General features: G+C 57.5%; 15 protein-coding genes. 10 read left to right on the top strand and 5 right to left on the bottom strand.

The features are described from left to right. Positions 1 to 58: 58 nt before the first annotated feature. From CBW65_RS05680 to CBW65_RS05660, 5 genes are all read right to left on the bottom strand, one after another. Positions 59 to 1,588, bottom strand: coding sequence for a M4 family metallopeptidase (locus tag CBW65_RS05680; RefSeq protein ID WP_087456020.1), 1,530 nt, complete (start codon positions 1,586 to 1,588; stop codon positions 59 to 61). A gap of 146 nt (positions 1,589 to 1,734) precedes the next feature. Then, a complete protein-coding gene (locus CBW65_RS05675; protein WP_087456019.1) occupies positions 1,735 to 3,273 on the bottom strand; it encodes a M4 family metallopeptidase in 1,539 nt (512 codons plus the stop codon). A 197-nt stretch (positions 3,274 to 3,470) separates the two neighbouring features. After that, a complete protein-coding gene (locus tag CBW65_RS05670) occupies positions 3,471 to 5,063 on the bottom strand; it encodes a M4 family metallopeptidase (RefSeq protein ID WP_087456018.1) in 1,593 nt (530 codons plus the stop codon). Positions 5,064 to 5,090: 27 nt separating this feature from the next. Further along, positions 5,091 to 6,626, bottom strand: coding sequence for a M4 family metallopeptidase (locus CBW65_RS05665; protein WP_087456017.1), 1,536 nt, complete (start codon positions 6,624 to 6,626; stop codon positions 5,091 to 5,093). Between the two features lie 184 nt (positions 6,627 to 6,810). Further along, complete coding sequence (locus tag CBW65_RS05660) at positions 6,811 to 8,349, bottom strand: M4 family metallopeptidase (RefSeq protein WP_087456016.1); 1,539 nt, start codon at positions 8,347 to 8,349, stop codon at positions 6,811 to 6,813. A gap of 420 nt (positions 8,350 to 8,769) precedes the next feature. Between CBW65_RS05660 and CBW65_RS05655 the strand changes: the two genes are divergently transcribed. The 10 genes from CBW65_RS05655 to CBW65_RS05610 all read left to right on the top strand — a co-directional run bounded on the left by CBW65_RS05655 (position 8,770) and on the right by CBW65_RS05610 (position 19,358). After that, on the top strand, positions 8,770 to 9,000 hold the full coding sequence (locus CBW65_RS05655) for a small, acid-soluble spore protein, alpha/beta type (protein WP_157721795.1): 231 nt from the start codon (positions 8,770 to 8,772) through the stop codon (positions 8,998 to 9,000). A 46-nt stretch (positions 9,001 to 9,046) separates the two neighbouring features. After that, positions 9,047 to 9,499, top strand: a complete 453-nt coding sequence (locus CBW65_RS05650) for a GNAT family N-acetyltransferase (protein WP_087456014.1) — start codon at positions 9,047 to 9,049, stop codon at positions 9,497 to 9,499. A gap of 97 nt (positions 9,500 to 9,596) precedes the next feature. Then, a complete protein-coding gene (locus CBW65_RS05645; RefSeq protein WP_232463448.1) occupies positions 9,597 to 11,021 on the top strand; it encodes a sigma-54 interaction domain-containing protein in 1,425 nt (474 codons plus the stop codon). A gap of 162 nt (positions 11,022 to 11,183) precedes the next feature. After that, positions 11,184 to 12,224, top strand: coding sequence for an L-erythro-3,5-diaminohexanoate dehydrogenase (gene kdd, locus CBW65_RS05640; RefSeq protein ID WP_087456013.1), 1,041 nt, complete (start codon positions 11,184 to 11,186; stop codon positions 12,222 to 12,224). A gap of 16 nt (positions 12,225 to 12,240) precedes the next feature. Beyond that, a complete protein-coding gene (gene kamA / locus CBW65_RS05635; protein ID WP_087456012.1) occupies positions 12,241 to 13,581 on the top strand; it encodes a lysine 2,3-aminomutase in 1,341 nt (446 codons plus the stop codon). 4 nt (positions 13,582 to 13,585) lie between these two features. Further along, a complete protein-coding gene (kamB, locus tag CBW65_RS05630) occupies positions 13,586 to 14,614 on the top strand; it encodes a lysine 5,6-aminomutase reactivase subunit KamB (RefSeq protein WP_087456011.1) in 1,029 nt (342 codons plus the stop codon). 6 nt (positions 14,615 to 14,620) lie between these two features. Continuing rightward, complete coding sequence (locus CBW65_RS05625; RefSeq protein ID WP_087456010.1) at positions 14,621 to 16,339, top strand: MutS-related protein; 1,719 nt, start codon at positions 14,621 to 14,623, stop codon at positions 16,337 to 16,339. Further along, positions 16,336 to 17,907: a lysine 5,6-aminomutase subunit alpha gene (kamD, locus tag CBW65_RS05620; protein WP_087456009.1), complete on the top strand. Its 1,572-nt coding sequence runs from the start codon at positions 16,336 to 16,338 to the stop codon at positions 17,905 to 17,907. Before CBW65_RS05625 ends, kamD begins: the two co-directional genes overlap by 4 nt. Then, positions 17,904 to 18,680, top strand: a complete 777-nt coding sequence (gene kamE / locus CBW65_RS05615) for a lysine 5,6-aminomutase subunit beta (protein WP_087456008.1) — start codon at positions 17,904 to 17,906, stop codon at positions 18,678 to 18,680. The genes kamD and kamE overlap by 4 nt, the downstream gene beginning before the upstream one ends. Positions 18,681 to 18,935: 255 nt before the next feature. Then, the gene (locus CBW65_RS05610; RefSeq protein ID WP_087456007.1) at positions 18,936 to 19,358 is read left to right on the top strand and encodes a hypothetical protein; all 423 of its coding nucleotides are present in this window, start codon (positions 18,936 to 18,938) and stop codon (positions 19,356 to 19,358) included. The last annotated feature ends 100 nt before the right edge of the window (positions 19,359 to 19,458 follow it).

Here is a 19,458-nt window from a genome sequence, read left to right as displayed (position 1 = left end):
ACATTTTAATACAAAGTAAAAAGCCCTTGCAACCGAAGTTGCAAGGGCTTGAGAGATTCTAGTATACGCCTACTGCGGACCAAGCGTTAGCCAGTGCAGAGTAGGTGGAGGAGCCGGAGCCGTACAGAGCTGCAGCAGCTTGCAGGGTTGCAGCGCGTGCGCCGGAGAAGTTGGTGTTCGCCGTCATGTAGTCGCGGGAAGCGGTGTACCAGATCTTAGCCGCGATGGAACGGGAACCGATTGCAGTTGCGAAGTTGTAGAATGCTTTGTTCGGGATACCGGAGTTGGTGTGAACGCCGCCATTGTCGTTAGTGGTGTTCACGTATTGGCTCATGTGAGCCGGGTCGCCGTAAGAGTTCGGGTCAGACATGGAGCGGAAACCGACGTAGCCGTATGCCGGCAGGGTGAGGTCTTCGCCCATCAGCCAGTTGTTGCCTTCGATTGCAGCGCCCATTGCATCGGACCAGGACTCGTTCAGAGCGCCGGACTGATCTTGGTATACCAAGCCGGAAGTGAACTCGGTCACGCCGTGGGTCAGTTCGTGTGCGATTACGTCAAGGCCAGCGGAGAAGGAGCGGAAGTTTACGCCGTCGCCATCGCCATATACCATGTAGGTGCCGTTCCAGAACGCGTTGTTATAGTTGCGGCCGTAGTGAACGAGGGACTCGAGAGCTTTGCCCTTGTTGTCAACGGAGATGCGGTTGTAGTTGTTTTTGTAGTAGTCGAACACGTAGGTTGCATAGTAGTGAGCGTCTACTGCAGCAGCTTGGTAGGAAGTGTTCCAAACGTTGTCGCTATCGGTCATCGGGTAGATGGAAGAGGTGCGGTTCTTCATGTCGCGGGTGCGGATGAGACCGGTCATCTTCGTCGGATCTTCCAGGTAGTAGGTGCCGCCGCTGAGGGTGGTGCCGAAGGACTTGGTGTCGCCCAGGGTACCAACGCCGGTGCCGGTAGCGCCTTCAACTGCGTTGAAGGAGTTCACGATGGAACCGTCAACCGCGTTTACGAAGACCGTCCAGTTGCCCGGAGCGTCGCTGAGGTAGGTAACGCCAACTTTGTAGGTCAGAACTGCTTGGTCGCCAACCGGCAGGAATACCAGTTCAGCAGCAGCAGCTTCGGACAGTTCGCCGGTGAAGCCGGTGAATGCTACAGCTTTGTCGATCGCTGCAACTTCAGTGAGAGCAGCTTTCTTGGTGTTCGCTTTGAGCTTCTTGAAGGAGCCGGATACGCCTGCTACATCGCCGTCAGCTTCGTGAACGATGACTTGGGAAGCGAATACCGGGATACCAGCGATCGTTTGATCAAGCTTGGTGTGGGTGGTGCCGCTTTCGTCTTTGTGGGACTGCTTCAGTTTGAAGCTGTCTTTCGCGGATGCGAAGCCGAAGTCGCCTTTTACTTTCTCAAGAGCGTTGAATGCGCGCTCTTCAGCGGTTGCGCCTGCAACTTTGCCGAGCTTGCCGACAACGTTGTGAACTGCGCCTTTCTCGTCTTTCAGGACTTGCTTGTCGTTTGCTGCGCCTGCGTTCATGGTGAAAGCAGTTGCGACTACAGAAGTCAGTACCAGTGTTGCGATCATCTTCTTGTTCATTTTTAGTGACCCCCCGTGATCTGTTTGTATTTGTTTATGTTGCTCGTCTTGCTGGCTTAATAATACGACAACCGTGAATAGTCTGTCAATATGTTTTGTCAGATTTGTGTCAAATAAAAGCCCCCTTATAAAAGGGGGCCGTGAGATTAGTAGACGCCTACTGCGCTCCAAGCGTTTTTCAGCGAGGTGTAGTAGGAGGAACCGGAGCCGTACAGTGCTGCACAAGCGGACAGCGTCGCTGCGCGTGCGCCGGAGAAGTTGGTGGAGCTGGTCATGTAGTCGCGGGACGCGGTGTACCAGATCTTGCCCGCGATGGAACGGGAGCCGATCGACGTCGCGAAGTTGTAGAACGCTTTGTTCGGGATGCCGGAGTTGGTGTGTACGCCGCCGTTGTCGCTGGAGGTGTTCACGTATTGGTTCATGTGTGCCGGTTGGCCTTCAGCAGCCGGGTTGGACATCGAACGCAGCGCGTCGCCGGAGATGCCCGGGGTGTACACGTCTTCGCCGATCAGCCAGTCATTGGAATCCATGACGGAAGCCATCGCATCCGACCAGGATTCGTTCAGTGCGCCGGACTGGTAGGAGTAGACCAGGCCGGAGGTGTACTCGGTTACAGCATGGGTCAATTCGTGTGCAACAACATCATACGCGCCGGACAGAGCGATGAAGGTGGAGCCGTCGCCATCTCCGTATACCATTTGCGTGCCTTCCCAGAACGCGTTGTTGTAACGGGAGCTGTAGCGAACGCCGGAGATGATCGCGTGGCCGTTGCCGTCATAGGAGTTGCGGCCGAGCGAGTTGTAGTAGTAGTCGTACACTTTGCCCGCATAGTAGTGAGCGTCAACAGCAGCACGCTGGGTCGAAGCGTTCCAGGTGTTGTCTGCGTCGGTCATGTAGTACTGCGAGGACGTGCCGTTGTTGAAGGTGTAGGTGTTGATGGTGGAGCCTTTTTGGGAGTACATGTATTTGGTACGGTCTTCCATATAGTAGGTGCCGTTTTTGTAGGTGGTGTTGATCGACTTGGTGTCGCCGCGTACGCCGACGCCGGTCGCGGAATGAACATGGTTGACCGCTTCGAGGATCGAGCCGTCTACCGCGCTTACGAAGACGGTCCAGTTGCCCGGAGCTTCAGCGATGTAGTTCACGTTCACTTTGTAAGCCAGAGCTGCCTTGTCGCCTTGCGGGAAGTACATCAGTTCCGCTTGGGACGGGCGGGACAGGTCGCCGGTGAAGCCGGTCTTCGCTACTGCTGCTTTTACAGCTGCTGCATCGGAGATGGAAGCGGTGGCAGCGTCAGCCTTCAGCGCTTTGAAGTCGCCAGTTACGCCTTCCACGTCGCCGTTTGCTTCATGAACGATCATTTGCAGGCCGAAGACTTCGATGCCGTTGATCGTTTGGTTCAGCTTGGTGTGGGTGGTGCCGTTTTCGTCTTTGTGCGCGTTCATGTACTTGAAGTTGCCGTTTGCTTTGCCAAAGCCATAGTCGCCTTTGACTTTGTCGAGTGCGTTCAGTGCGCGCTCTTCAGCGGTAGCGCCAGACACTTTGCCGAGCTTGCCGGCAACAGTGTGGACTTTACCAGTTTCATCTTTCATGACGTTTTTCTCAGCGGACGCGCCTGCGTTCACTGCGAAGACGGATGCTGCAACAGAAGACAGCACCAAAGTTGCGATCAGCTTTTTGTTCATTTTCAAGTGACCCCCGTGTCTAGTTTATTTTTGGATTACAAAGTGACCAGTAACCCTAATCACATGATAAGGCAAGCGGGAAGATTCAGTCAATAGATTTTTTAGTAAAAATTTTTGTTTTATAAAAATATATTACTAAATAAGAGTGTTAACGAAAGAGCCCCCTGCCGTGATGGCAAGGGGCTTTTGCGATTTGTTTAGTTGACGCCGACTGCGCTCCAAGCGCTTTGCAGCGCGGTGTAGGTGGAGGAGTTGGAGCCGTAGAGCGCGGCCGTCGCCTGCAGGGTGGCGGCGCGCGCGCCGGAGAAGTTGGTGCGCGACGTCATGTAGTCGCGGGACGCGGTGTACCAGACCTTGCCCGCGATGGAGCGGGAGCCGATCGCGGTCGCGAAGTTGTAGAACGCTTTGTTCGGGATGCCGGAGTTGGTGTGCACGCCGCCGTTGTCGCTGGAGGTGTTCACGTACTCGTTCATGTGATCCGGGTCGCCGTACGTGTTCGGGTCGGACATGGAGCGGAATGCTTTCGCGCCGTAGCCAGGCAGGGTGATGTCTTCGCCGAGCAGCCAGTCGCCGGAGTCGAGCACCGCGCCAAACGCATCCGACCAGGACTCGTTCAGTGCGCCGGACTGGTCGCGGTAGACGAGGCCGGAGGTGTAGTCGGTCACGCCGTGGGTCAACTCGTGCGCCACGACATCGAGTGCGCCGGAGAACGCTTTGAAGTTGACGCCGTCGCCGTCTCCGTAGGTCATTTGACGGCCGTCCCAGAAGGCGTTGTTGTACCCGCTGTAGTAGCGGACGCCAGATTTGATCTCGGAGCCGCTGCCGTTGATCGAGTTGCGGCCGAGCTGGTTGTAGTAGTAGTCATACGTCGCGCCTGCATAGTAGTGCGCGTCGACTGCTGCGCGCTGCGTGGAGGCATCAAAGACGTTGTCGGCATCGGTGACCGCATATTGCGTCGACGTGCCGTTGCGGTAGTCGAGGGTGACGATCTTCGACCCGTTGGTTTGGAACATGTGCTTGGTGGTGTCTTCCAGCACGTAAGAGCCGTTCACCAGCGAGGTGTTGATCGATTTGCGGTCGCCGTTGACGCCCGTGCCGGTGCCGGTCGCACCTGTACCGCCACCACCGCCGCCACCGCCGCCGCCCGGCTTGGCGAAGTCGATCTTGTTGATCGCGTCAACGACGTTACCCGATACGGCGTCGATGAAGATCTGCCAGTTGCCGGCCGCGTCCGGCGCGTTGTAGCGGACGTCCACCTGGTAGGACAGCACCGCTTTGCCGTTTTGCGGGTAGTAGACGAGCGTGGTCGTCGGAGCTTCGGACAGTTCGCCGGTGAAGCCGGTGTGTGCGATCGCGCCTTGCACCGCGTCTTTTTCCTTCACGGATGCTTTCGATGCGCCTTTGCTCAATTTTTCAAACGTGCCGGTCACGCCCTGCACGTCGCCGTCCAGTTCATGCACGATCAGCTGTTCGCCGAAGACGGGGATGCCGTCGATGACGCGGTCGAGTTTGGTGTGCGCGGTGCCGTTTTCGTCTTTGTGCGATTTCTTGATTTTAAAATTGGCAGCAGCGCTGTCGAAGCCGAAGTCAGCTTTGACTTTGTCGAGCGCCGCAAACGCGCGGGCTTCTGCCGAGCCGCCGCCAACTTTGCCAAGCGAGCCGGTCACGGTGTGGACGGAGCCTTTTTCGTCTTTCAGCACTTGCTTGTCGTTCGCTGCACCCGCTTGCAGGGTGAAAACGGAAGCGAGCAGCGAAGTCATGACCAGAGTGGCCGTGAGTTTTTTATTCATTTGGAAATCCTCCTTTGGTTGAGAAAATTAGATGCCGACAGCAGTCCACGCGTTTTGCAGCGCGGAGTAGTAGGAGGAGCCTGTGCCGTACAGCGCCGCCGTCGCTTGCAGGGTCGCAGCGCGCGCGCCGGAGAAGTTGGTGTTCGACGTCATGTAGTCGCGGGACGCGGTGTACCAGATCTTGCCCGCGATGTCACGGGAGCCGATCGCCGTCGCGAAGTTGTAGAACGCTTTGTTCGGGATGCCGGAGTTGGTGTGCACGCCGCCGTTGTCAGAAGAGGTGTTGACGTATTGGCTCATGTGCGCCGGATCGCCGTATGCGCCCGGATCGGACATGGAGCGGAATGCTGCTGCGCCGAAGCCCGGCAGGACGATGTCTTCACCCATCAGCCAGTTGCGGCCTTCGATGACAGAGCCGAGCGCATCCGACCAGGATTCGTTGAGCGCGCCGGACTGGTTTTGGTAGACGAGGCCGGAGGTGTATTCGGTCACGCCGTGGGTCAGTTCGTGCGCGATGACGTCGAGCGCGCCGGAGAAGGCGCGGAAGTTCACGCCGTCGCCGTCCCCGTAGGTCATCGAGGAACCGTTCCAGTAGGCGTTGTTGTAGCCGGAGTCATAGTTGACGTAGGAGAGCAGGGTTTTGCCGGTGCCGTCATACGAGTTGCGGCCGAGCATGTTGTAGTAGTAGTCGTACACGAAGCCCGCATAGTAGTGGGCGTCAACGCCGGCGCGCTGGTTGGACGCGGTCCAGACGTTGTCGGCATCGGTCATGTTGTAGGTGAAGAACCAGCCGTTTTTGTACGTCTTGGTCTGGATCAGACCGGTCATCGCCGATTTGCTGCGGTCTTCGAGGTAGTAGGTGCCAGACTTCAGCGTGGTCTGAATCGTTTTGGTGTCGCCGAGGACGCCGGTGCCGGTGCCTGCTACATGCTCGATCTGGTTGATCGAGTTGATGATCTCGCCGGTTGCCGCATCAACAAACACCGACCAGCGGCCAGGCGCTTTGCCAAGGTAGTTGACGCTGACTTTGTAGGTCAGCACCGCATCGCTGCCTTGTGCGACATAGACCAGCTCCGATTTTGCCGCTTCGGACAGCTCGCCGGTGTAGCCGGTGTGCGCGATCGCTTTTTCGATCGCATCTTTTTCTTTAACGGATGCTTTGGATGTTTTCGGCGTCAGGTCTTGGTAGGAACCGGTGATGCCTTGCACATCGCCGTCCGCTTCGTGGACGATCACCTCGGAAGCAAAGACCGGGATGTCGCCGATGACGCGGTCGAGCTTGGTGTGGGTGGTGCCGTTTTCGTCTTTATGGGATTGTTTTGCTTTGAACTTGCCTTGAGCTTTGTCAAAGCCATACACGTCTTTTGCTTTGTCGAGCGCGTTCAGAGCGCGCGCTTCCGGGGTAGCGCCTTCAACTTTGCCGAGCTTGCCGACAACGTTGTGGACCTGGCCTTGCTCATCTTTCAAGACTTGCTTGTCATTGGCTGCACCTGCCGAGGACATGGCAAATGCGGACGCCAGCATCGATGTCATCACCATAGTTGCGATCAGCTTTTTGTTCATTGTTGAATGACCCCTCTCTAATATAAGAATATTTAGAACTTTGTAAAAGTTCTTGGTTGTAGTGTATCGACTTTGAAAGATGGCGTCAATGAATTTTACAAGTTCTACGTTAAATACTATTCGACAACTTTTACAATATGTAAAAAACCCCCGACGTTTGTCAGGGGTTTTTGAAGGTTGCGTATTAGTTTACGCCTACGTTGCTCCAAGCGGTTTTCAGAGCGGTGTAGTAGGAAGAAGTGGAGCCGTACAGAGCTGCAGTTGCTTGCAGGGTTGCTGCGCGAGCGCCAGCGAAGTTGGTGCTGGAAGTCATGTAGTCACGGTTCGCAGTGTACCAGATCTTACCTGCGATGGTGCGGGAACCGATAGCAGTTGCGAAGTTGTAGAACGCTTTGTTCGGGATACCGGAGTTGGTGTGAACGCCGCCGTTGTCGCTGGAGGTGTTAACGTAGCTGTTCATGTGCGCCGGTTGGCCGTAAGCAGCCGGGTTGGACATGGAGCGCAGTGCGTCGCCGGAAACGCCCGGAGTGTACACGTCTTCACCGATCAGCCAGTCGCCGGAATCCATTACCGATGCCATTGCATCCGACCAGGACTCGTTCAGTGCGCCGGATTGGTTTTGGTAGATCAGGCCGGATTCGTATTCGGTTACAGCGTGGGTCAGTTCGTGTGCAACTACGTCGTAAGCGCCGGACAGAGCGATGAAGGTGGAGCCGTCGCCATCTCCGTATACCATTTGCGTGCCTTCCCAGAATGCGTTGTTGTAACGGGAGCTGTAGTTGACGCCGGAGATGATCGTCTTGCCAGCGCCGTCGTAGGAGTTGCGGCCGAGGGAGCTGTAGTAGTAGTCGTACACTTTGCCCGCGTAGTAGTGAGCGTCAACGCCTGCACGCTGGTTGGACGCGTTGTAGTTGTTGTCAGCGTCGGTCATGTAGTACTGGGAAGAAGTGCCGCCGTTGAAGGTGTAAGTTTTGATGGTGGAGCCTTTTTGGGTGTACATGTACTTGGAACGGTCTTCCAGGTAGTATTGGCCGGAAGTCAGGGTCGTTTGGATGGTTTTGACGTCGCCCAGAACGCCGGTACCGGTGCCAGCATGCACATGGTTGGTCGCTTCGAGGATCGAGCCGTCTACTGCGCTTACGAAGACGGTCCAGTTGCCCGGAGCTTCAGCGATGTAGTTGACGTTGACTTTGTAAGCCAGAGCTGCTTTGTCGCCTTGCGGGAGGAACATCAGTTCAGCTTTGGACGGGCGGGACAGGTCGCCGGTGTAGCCGGTTTCTGCTACTGCTGCTTTGACAGCTGCTGCATCGGAGACGGAAGCTGCGGTTGCATCAGCAGACAGGGTTTGGAAGCCGCCGGTTACGCCGACAACATCACCATTCGCTTCGTGAACGATCACTTCGGAAGCGTACACCGGAATGCCGTTGATGGTTTGCGCCAGCTTGGTGTGGGTGGTGCCGTTTTCATCTTTATGGGACTTCTTGAACTTGAAGTTGTCTTTCGCGTTGGTGAAGCCCAGGTCGCCTTTTACTTTGTCGAGAGCGTTGAATGCGCGCTCTTCAACGGTTGCGCCTGTTACTTTGCCCAGTTTGCCCACAACGTTGTGGACTGCGCCTTTGTCGTCTTTCAGAACTTGCTTGTCCGAAGCTGCGCCTGCGTTTACTGCAAACACGGATGCTGCTACAGAAGACAATACGAGTGTTGCCACCAGCTTTTTGTTCATTTTTAGTGACCTCCATTATGTGTTTATATTCGGACTATTCTGTCGCCCGTGTCATAATCTTATAGTAAATGCAAAGGGGATGTCAATATTTATTTAAGAAAATGTTTTAACCAATTTATACTATAATTTTAATGATTTATTTGGATAAATAGCGCCTTTTTGATAAAAATCCACACAGGTCAGACTTTCTCCCTCTTTTGGCTGCTCGCAAGGTGTGATTTTTTTCGACAAGAAATGTTTTGGGGGGATCGGTCTGTTTTCGGCGTTTCTCGGCAAAAATAGAAACCGTGGCGTGCGTATATCTTTCATCCTTTTCGACATGATTCGATTTTTGTAAGCGACCTTAACGGGAGTTTAAAGAAATTTCCTGCTGGGAAGAAGTTAATAGATAAATGAAAACGGAAACGGGGTAAGTGCAGGGTGCCTAAAAATAAACAATGGGATGTGGACGATCCAGAAGTGCGGCAGATGGTCGAGGGCATGAAAATGGAATTGGCCCGCGAATATGGCATGCAGATTCCGCTCGACGGGTATTGGGGGAATTACGCTTCCAAAGAGCTTGGGAAGATCGGTTCACAGTTAAAAAAGCGTTTGCCCGTCCTGTTGGAGCGGCGAACGAAACAAAAGAATGTGCGTAAAAAGAGGAAATAAGGTATTCTGTTGCGTAGGGAATGTGTGTAGGAATGGAGGGGACCCCATGCTTCATCTCATTGAAAGAAATCGTGATGCTTATTTGCCGCTGCTGTTGTTAGCCGACCCGTCCGAAGCGATGGTGCGCAGCTACCTGCCGGAGGGAGAGCTGTACGCATGGCGCTCCGAAGAAGAAGAGACGATCGGCGTGCTGCACCTGCTGGAGATTGAACCGGGCGGTGTCGAGATCAAAAACATGGCGGTTCGCGAAGGCTACCAGGGCCAAGGCTTTGGCAAACAACTGGTGCAAGCGGTGCTGCGCAACCTGAAGGAACGGGAATACCGGGAAGTGGTCGTGCGCACCGGCAATTCGAGCATCGGCAACTTGGCTTTTTATCAGAAGCTTGGTTTTCGGATGTCGGGGATTGAGTTTGATTACTTTACAAGAACTTATGAAGATACGATTGTAGAAAACGGCATTCCGTGCCGCGATCTCATCATTTTTAAGCGTCCGCTGTAACTGGCGGAACTTTTTTTCGGCCAAGATGCCGGAAATTCGGCGTGTTTTGTGCTGGATTTTCGGCGGTGGTGCGGGCAAGGGAAGGAGGAGCGCGGGGATGGAGCGCGAGGCGCGGGAAATGGTCGAGATGCTGCGGGCGATTCTGGCGTCGATCGATGAAGGGATTCACGCTGTCGACCGGGATGGCATCACGATCTACTACAATGATGCGGTGGCCAGGCTGGACGGGCTGGACCCGCAGGAAGTGATCGGGAAGCACATCTTAGAGGTGTTTCCGTCGCTCGACAACGGAACGTCAACGCTGCTCAAAGTGATCGAGACGGGCGAGCGGATTCCCGATCTGCCGCAGATGTATACGAACTACCGAGGGAACAAAGTGCACACGGTGAACACGACGCTGCCGATCGTCTCCGGCGGCAAGCTGGTCGGGGCGCTGGAGGTGGCGAAGGATCTCACGCGGCTGAAGGAGCTGAACGAGAAGCTGATCGACCTGCAGGCGCAGGTGGTCGGCGTGGAAAAAAAGGCCCTCGGAAAGAAGAAAAGCCCGATCGAGGCGCGGTGGACGTTTGAGCAGATCTTGACGCAGGACAAATCGATGCTGCTGCTCAAGGAGCTGGGGGCGCGGGCGGCGACGACGTCTTCGCCAGTGCTGGTGTTTGGCGAGACGGGGACGGGGAAAGAGCTGTTTGTGCAGTCGATCCACAATGCGTCGCCAAGGCGGAGCAAGCCGTTTATCGCGCAAAACTGTGCGGCGCTGCCGGCGTCACTGCTCGAAGGCCTGCTGTTTGGGACGGTGAAAGGATCGTTTACAGGCGCGGAGAACCGGCCGGGGCTGTTTGAGCTGGCCGACGGCGGGACGCTGTTCCTCGATGAGATCAACTCGATGCCGCTGGAGCTGCAGGCGAAGCTGCTGCGCGTGCTGCAGGAAGGCATCGTGCGCCGGGTCGGCGATACGAAAGTGATCGAGGTTGATGTGCGGGTGCTGGCGGCGACCAACCAGAACCCGATTCTGGCGATCGAGCAGGGGCATCTGCGCTCCGACTTGTATTACCGCCTGAATGTCGTATCTTTGCATCTGCCCCGGCTGTCGGAGCGTCCGAATGATATCCGGCTTTTGGTGCGGCATTTTATTGAGAAGTTTAACCGCAAGTTCGGGCTGCAGGTGATCGACGTGACGCCGGAAGTGTTTGACCGCTTCCATTCCTATGAGTGGCCGGGCAACGTGCGCGAGCTGGAGCACGCCGTGGAAGGGGCGATGAACCTCGCCGACGGGCCGTACCTGCGGATGGAGCAGGTGCCGTGGCATATCCGCGAAGGGAATTTTGCAGGAAAGGCGGAAGGCGGCATCTCGCTTCCACACGGCGTCAGGCCGCTGCGTGAGGTGCTCGATCAGGTCGAGAGCGCCTTGATCGAGCAGGCGATGCGCGAGACCGGCGGGAATATCCAGCAGGCGGCCAAACTGCTGAAAGTGCCGCGGCAGACGTTGCAATACCGGCTCACCAAAGTGGATAAGAAATCATGAGTGCCGAATTTTCGGCACTTTTTCTTTTGTCAGTGATTGCGAAAATTGGCAGAACCTTTGTGCAATGGGGCGCGAGACTGATTTTTTAAAAGTTGGCACAGTTCTTGCATTACCTAGTGAGCAACAACAGAACCAGGAATGTTTGTAAGGAGGGGTAGCACCATGAGACCGGGACATCGCTACGGTTTGCACCGCGTATTGGATCCCATTGGCACGATGCCGCAGCCGGCATGGAAGATCGACAACAGCATGGAGCTGTATGATAACGAGATTTTGATCGATGTGGAGACGCTGAACATCGACTCTGCTTCTTTTGTACAGATCAAAGAAGCGGAGGGGGGCGACCCCGTCAAAGTTGGCGAGCACATGCAGCGCATCGTGCAGGAGCGCGGCAAACATCACAATCCGGTGACCGGCTCCGGCGGGATGCTGATCGGCACTGTGCGCCAGATCGGCGAGCGCCTGCAAGGGCAGATCGACCTGCAGGAAAGCGACCGCATCGCGACCCTCGTCTCGCTGTCCCTCACCCCGCTCACGATCAACAAGATCACCGACTTGGATATCAAAACCGGGCAGGTTGGCATCGCTGGCCAGGCGATTCTGTTTGAATCGGGCCTGTATGCGAAACTCCCGTCCGACCTCCCCGACCGGGTCGCGCTCGCCGTGCTCGACGTCTGCGGCGCTCCGGCGCAAACCGCCAAGCTGGTCAAAACGGGCGACACGGTCGTCGTGCTTGGCGCAGGCGGCAAAAGCGGCACGATGGTGCTGTACCAAGCCCGCAAGTCGGCCGGCCCGACGGGCAAGATCATCGCCGTCGAATACGGCGAGGCTGGCTGCGAGATGCTGCGCAAGCTCGGCTGGGCGGACGTGGTGCTCAACCTCGACTGCACCAAGCCGGTGGAAGTCCTGGAGGCGGTCGAGAAGGCGACCGCAGGGAAATTTGCCGATTTCACGGTCAACTGCGTGAACATCCCGGGCACGGAGATGACTTCGATCCTCTCCACGAAGGATGATGGCACGGTCTACTTTTTCTCGATGGCGACCTCCTTTACGGCAGCGGCGCTTGGCGCAGAAGGTGTCGGCAAAGATGTGAACATGATCATCGGCAACGGCTATACGAAAGGGCATGCCGACCTCTCGCTGCAACTGGTGCGCGAGTCGGCAGAGCTTCGCGGGCTGTTTGAAACCAAATACGGACTCTAAGAGGAGGATTTTCAATATGGAACAACAACAAGAACGCTTGGAACGCCACCTGTACGGCAAGCAAAAACGTCACTTCCGTGACGTGGAGATCTGGAAAGACGTCACCAACGAGCAATGGGATGACTGGATGTGGCAACTGACCCACACGATCAACGATCTGGAGACGCTGGAAGGCGTCGTCAACCTGATCGAGGAGGAGCGCGTCGGCATCCTGAACGTGAAAATGTCGATCCCGCTGCGCATCACGCCGTACTACGCGATGATGATGGACCCGGACGATCCGCTCTGCCCGGTGCGCCTGCAGGCGGTGCCGATGTCTGATGAAATGCAGCGCTCCCCGTGGGACATGGCCGACCCGCTGCACGAAGATGAAGATGCGCCGGCGCCGGGCCTGACCCATCGCTACCCGGATCGCGTCCTGTTCCTGATCACCAACCAGTGCTCGATGTACTGCCGCCACTGCACGCGCCGCCGCTTCTCCGGCCAGGTCGGGCAATCGGTGCCGCGCCAGCAGCTCGATGCGGCGATCGACTATATCGCCCGCACCCCGCAGATCCGCGACGTGCTGCTCTCCGGCGGCGACGGTCTGCTCGTCAACGACAAGATTCTCGAGTACGTCATCTCCAACCTGCGCAAGATCCCGCATGTGGAAATCATCCGCATCGGCACCCGCGCGCCGGTCGTCTTCCCGCAGCGCATCACCGACAACCTGGTGAATATGCTGAAGAAATACCACCCGATCTGGATCAACACGCACTTCAACCATCCGGATGAGCTGACCGAAGAAGCAAAAGCAGCTTGCCACAAGATCGCCGATGCAGGCATTCCGCTGGGCAACCAGACTGTGCTGATGCGCGGCGTCAACGACTGCGCACACGTGATGAAAGACCTGATGCACCAGCTCGTTTACAACCGCGTGCGTCCGTACTACATCTACCAGTGCGACCTGTCGGAAGGCATCCAGCATTTCCGCACCACCGTCTCCAAAGGTTTGGAGATCATGGAACAGTTGCGCGGCCACACTTCAGGCTATGCGGTGCCGACGTTTGTCGTCGACGCGCCGGGCGGCGGCGGCAAGATCCCGGTCATGCCGAACTACGTCCTTTCGCAAGGCCACGGCAAAGTGATCCTGCGCAACTTCGAAGGCGTGATCTCGGTGTACCACGAGCCGACCTACCACGACCAAGGGTGCCCGCCGACCTGCAAGCATGACCACAGCACCGACAATGAGATCGGGCTGGCGCGTCTCTTGAACGACAAGCAGCTCTCTCTGGAGCCGAAGACGCTGAAGCGCCGCCGTCCGAAAGAGCAGATCGAACAGCCGGACACCAAGATCGACCTGCCGATGGCAGACTAGTTCGATGAGCTTGGAAAACGTGGACTTGGGCAATGTCCGCCGCCTCGCGCTGGTCGGCATCGCCAAGCACGCCGGCAAGACCACCGTTTTGAATGAACTGATCGGGCAGGCTTCCGCTCTCGGGCGGAAGCTTGGCCTGCTCTCGATCGGCGTAGACGGAGAGCGAAACGATGCGATCATGGGGGTGCCCAAGCCAGAGGTGCGAGTCCCGGCGGGCGCCCTCGTGGCGTCTGCGGGCGATGTGCTGAATGTTGGCACGGCATCGCTGCGCATCGTGGAGTCGACCGGGATTGCTTCGACGCTTGGCGCTGTGTATGTGGCGGAAGTGCAGGAACCGGGCACGGTGGTGCTGGCCGGCGTCCGCTATCAGGAGCAGGTGAGCCAAGTTTTGACGCGGATGGAACGGCTGGGGGCGGAGCTGTGTCTGGTCGATGGCGCATTCGACCGGATGATGGCCGCCCATCCGCTGTTGACAGACGGCGTGGTGCTGGCGACCGGCGCTGTGGTGGCGAAGACGGTGGGGGATGTGGCGCAGAAGAGCCTGTTTTTCCTGCAACGGTTTGGGCTGCCGCAAGCGGATGCGGAGCTGGCCGGGCTGTATGACGCTGCCGAGGCAAAAGGGGCGTTGGCTGCGGGCGTGCTTCGCGGTGAACGGCTGGAACCTGTGGTGCTGCAGCAGACTTCTTCGTTTACGGCGAACCCGCAGAATGACCCGCATTGGCCAGGGCAGGAAGAAGTCAAGGCGCTGGCGGTGACCGGCGCGGTGACCGACCGGCTGGTGCAGATGCTGGAAGGGATGCCGCGCGGGTTTGCGCTGGTGTTGTCAGATGCGACGCACTTTTTTGTGAGCAGCGCGGTGTGGCGGAAGTTTTTGCGGCGCGGGCATCGGATCGTCGTGCGCCGGGCGGTGAATGTGCTCGGCGTGGCGGTCAATCCGTACTCGGTGGAAGGGTATCGGCTGCCGGGGCGTGAATTGGTAGAAGCAGTGCGAGCGGTGGCAGGCGATGTTGCCGTTTTTGATGTGAAGGAGTGAGTCAAGGTGACCTCGCAGGCAGGAATGGCATTTTGGGATGACACGACAAAAGAGCTGCTCGGCTGGCCGGAGGTCTTGGCGATGCTCCAGCCTTTGTCCAAAGCGGGGCTGCGTGCCAAGCGCGAGATGCGGCCGTTACTGCCTCATGAGCGGATGCTCTGGCAGGAGCGGATGGACGATCTGTGCGCGGTACGGGCAGCGTTGGATGAGGCGGCGTGGGCGAAAGAGCTGGCTGACGGGCTGCGGGCGGTGCCGGAAATTGGGGCGTTGTTGCAGCTGATCGGGCAAGGGGCGTCGCTGCGCCAGGTGGATTTTTTTGAAGTGAAGCAGTTTTTGTGGCAGGGGTTCGCGGTGGAGCGGCTGTTGTCGGAGCGGGGGCTGTCGTTCCCGTGGTGGGAGCGGTTGGCGTGGGAGGAGCTCTTGCGCAAGCTAAACCCGCCGGGGGACTTGGTGCCTTCGTTCGCGCTGGCTGAGCTCACGGGCGATGCCGGGCTGGTGCGCTTGCGCAAGGAGCTGGCGTTGCTGGACGAGGCGATTTTTGCTGAGAAAAAGGCCCAGGGTGACCGCCTGCGCGAACGGTATGGCAGGAAGCCGGGGAAAGACGGCCAGCTCATCTTTGACAAGCTGGACGGCGCGTTGGGAGCGGTGAAGCAGGACGGAGATCTGGTGCTGCTGCAGGAGACGATGTTCGAAGCGGTGTTCCAAGCGGCCGAGTCTGCGCAGATGACAGTGCTGCTCCAGCAGCGCGAGACCAAGCTGGCCGAGATCGAGGATCAGGAGACGGCGGCGTTGCAGTCTCTGGTGGAAGCGTTCCGACCGCATGCCGGTGCCATGCTGAATGCGCTGGAGGCGTTAGGTCGACTTGATTTGACGCTGGCAAAAGCGACTCTGGCGGTAAAGTGGGCATCGCAAGCGATGAGCACGGACTCTTTTGGTGCTGCGAGCGATGTTTTGTTGGACGCGGATGCTGAGCATGCCGCAAGTGCGTGGCAGAACGCAGATGGTTCTTGGCTCCTCGAAGGAGGCTTCCACCCGGTCGCGCGCAGGGCGGTGGAGGAACGGGGCGGGGACTTCACGCCGCTGAGCTTGGAGCTTACATCCGGCACGGGGCTGATCACCGGGCCGAACATGGGCGGCAAGACGGTGGTGCTGAAGACGCTGGGGCTGCTCCAAGCGCTGGCCCAGCACGCGATGCCCGTTCCGGCGCGGGTGTTTCACTTCCAGCCGGTGGAGCGCATCGGCATGTCCGGCGGCGATGAGCAGAGCTTGCAGAGCGGGCTGTCTTCCTTTGGCGCTGAGATGCAGCGGATCGCCGCACTGGTCAATGCCCAAGGGCGCGCCTTGCTCCTGCTCGACGAAGTGGCCCGCACGACCAACCCGGAAGAAGGCGAAGCGCTCGCTATCGGCCTCGCTTCCTACCTGCTGACCACCGGGCATATCGCCCTGTTCGCCAGCCACTTTCCCGGCGTGACCGCAGTGCCGGGCATACAGCTGTTCCGCGTCGCCGGACTCAAATCCGGCGCGCTCGATCTTCTCACACAAACAAACGCGCCGGACGATGTCTTGCACCGTCTGCACAGCGCGATGGACTATACGTTACTAAAAAGCCGCCCCGGCGATGTTCCGAAAGACGCCGTACGGCTGGCAGAATGCTTTGGATTGCCGCAAGCGGTGCTGGAACAGACCCGTGCGGTGTTACAGCGAAAGGAGGGCCCCACAACATGAGCAAATTGTATCTCGATCAGGCCAAAGTAGCCCGGGCGCGCCAAGCGGCGTCCGACGTGGCCGATTCCCTGCAGGAATTTATCTCCGAGCGCACCACCGTCGCCGTCGAACGCACCGTGCTGCGCCTGTACGGACTGGACGGCGTGGACGCCGATTATGTGCCGCTGCCAAACGTCGTGGTCGACCACATCAAAGACGGAGGACAGCTGCAGCGCGGCGCGGCCCGCTTTGTGATCAACGCCGTTTTGCAAAAAGGGCTGACCGTGCAGGAAGTGGGCGAAGAAGTCGCAGCAGGCACACTTGACCTGCTCGAACTTCCCCTGCTCGACGACGCGCAGATTCAGGCACGTGCGAACGAACTGGCCAAGGCAGGCATCGAAAAGATCCGCTCCAACCGCCAAAAGCGCGACCACTACCTCGACACGCTCGGCGAAGGACGCCGTCCGTACATCTACGTCATCGTCGCCACCGGCAACATCTACGAAGACGTCGTGCAGGCCAAAGCTGCTGCCCGCCAAGGCGCCGACATCATCGCCGTCATCCGCTCCACGGGCCAGTCCTTGATCGACTATGTCCCGTACGGCGCCACGACCGAAGGCTTCGGCGGCACGTACGCGACACAGGAAAACTTCCGCATCATGCGCGAGGCGCTCGACGAAGTGGGCGAAGAGATCGGCCGCTACATCCGGCTCTGCAACTACTGCTCGGGTCTGTGCATGCCGGAGATCGCCGCGATGGGCGCGCTGGAACGCCTCGATGTCATGCTGAACGACGCCCTCTACGGCATCCTCTTCCGCGACATCAACATGCAGCGCACCTTGGTCGACCAGAACTTCTCGCGGATGATCAATTCGTTCGCGGGTGTCATCATCAACACCGGCGAAGACAACTACCTGACCACCGCCGATGCGGTCGAAGCAGCGCCGTCCGTTTTGGCGTCCCAGTTCATCAATGAGCAGCTCGCCCTGCGCTCCGGCCTGCCCGAAGAGCAGATGGGCCTCGGCCATGCTTTTGAGATGAGCCCGGACCTTGAGGACGGCTTCCTGCTCGAACTGGCGCAGGCGCAGATGGCGCGGGAGATCTTCCCGAAAGCTCCTTTGAAATACATGCCGCCGACCAAGCACATGACCGGCAACATCTTCAAAGGGCATGTCCAGGACACCTTGTTTAACGTCGTCGGCGCGATGACCAACCAGGGGATTCAGCTGCTCGGCATGATGACCGAAGCGATCCACACCCCGCTGATTCATGACCGCCACATTGCGATCGAAGCGGCCAAATACGTATTTTCCAACATGCGTACGCTCGGCGATGAGATCGAGTACAAAAAAGACGGCAAGATCGTCCGCCGCGCCCATGACGTGCTGGAAAATGCCACCGTGATGCTCGAAGATATCCGCGAGATCGGCCTGCTGGAAACGATCTCCCGCGGCATGTTTGGCGATGTGAAGCGGACGATGACGGGCGGCAAAGGGCTGCAGGGCGTGATGATGCGGGCGGACGATTATTTCAATCCGTTCGAAACGCTCTTGCGGGCAGAACTGGGTCTGGAGGCGATGCAGCGATGAGCACACAGGCAGAGCAGCGTCCGTGGGAGCAGCGCGATTTTACGCAGGTGCGTCCGTACGGCGACACGTTTGATGACGGGATGATCCAGCTGTCCTTCTCGCTCCCGGTGCCGCCGGGCGAAGAAGCGGCCGAAGCGGCCCGCCAACTCGTCGTGCAGATGGGCCTGACCGACCCGGCGGTGGTGCATCAGCATGACCTCGGCGAGAACTTTACGTTTGTTGTGCTCTACGCGAAGACGAAAGCGGCGGTCGACTACACGAAGATCAAAGTCGCCAAAGTCGACTCCCCGCGCATGAGCTTCTACGAGGTCAACGACTACATCAAAGAACACGTTGGCCGCAAAATCACGATCATCGGCGCCTGCACCGGCACCGACGCGCATACGGTCGGGATCGACGCGATCATGAACATGAAAGGCTACAACGGCGAATACGGCCTGGAGCGTTACCCGATGGTCGAAGCGTACAACTTGGGCTCGCAAGTGGAAAATGAAGAGATGGTCGCCAAAGCCCTTGAGCTGAACGCCGATGCCATCCTCGTCTCCCAAGTTGTCACCCAAAAAGACGTCCACATCCCCAACCTCGCCCAACTGGTCGAGCTCCTCGAAGCGGAAGGCCTCCGCCAGAAGCTCGTCCTCATCTGCGGCGGCCCCCGCATCTCCCACGAGCTGGCATTGGAGCTCGGTTACGATGCAGGATTTGGCCCCGGCACCCTCGCGCCCGACGTGGCGTCCTATGTGGTGCAAGAGATGACCCGGCGCGGGTTGAAGTAACCATGAGCAAGCTCTCCGTTTTCGGAGAGCTTTTTTGTTTGTGAAAGTAAAAAAATACCATAAATACGCAGGAATATGTCGTAAAATGGAAAAACACTCCGAATTTTTATCATAAATTATGAAAATGGCAAAATATACCCAAAAAACGGAAGTATAGTATTGATATTGATGTTTTCTGAATTGGAAATTATAGTATATGATATAAATGTGTTAACACAACGAAACATTTGATATTATTTATAAGGAGTGTTGAACGTGAAGAAAGCAGTTAAAGGTCTCATCATGTCTGCTGTGATCTTGGCAGCAGGCGCAGGTCTGATCCAAACCAATGCAATGGCGGGCAACTACACAGACGAAGGCTTCTACTTCCACTTTGACAGCTGGGACAGCGATGCCGGCGCGCAAACCGCTGATCGTGAAAAGCAAGATGACACCTTCTCCTACATGTGGTCGGAATATGTGGGCAGCGATTACACGTATGAAGGCTGGGTTGAGATGGCAAACGGCACGGACATCTCCTTCGGTCATCACTACACCTTCAGCGATGACACAACGCATTACATGACCAACTACGCGTACGAAGAATACGGCGTATCTGACGTACACATCTACGCTCAAGCGGGCTGGAACGCGGTAGAAGTTCTGTCCGAAGGTCTGTGGAGCCCGGACAGCATCTAATTGAATTGAACAATCGAGAGCAGCCAGACACGGGTCGTGTCTGGTTTGCTCTGCTAAAAGGAGCCGTAGACATGAGAACTATCTTACGAACTGAACTGCA

It is taken from the genome of Tumebacillus avium (assembly GCF_002162355.1).
Classification (GTDB): domain Bacteria; phylum Bacillota; class Bacilli; order Tumebacillales; family Tumebacillaceae; genus Tumebacillus_A; species Tumebacillus_A avium.
This window is presented reverse-complemented; position numbering and strand designations above follow the sequence as displayed.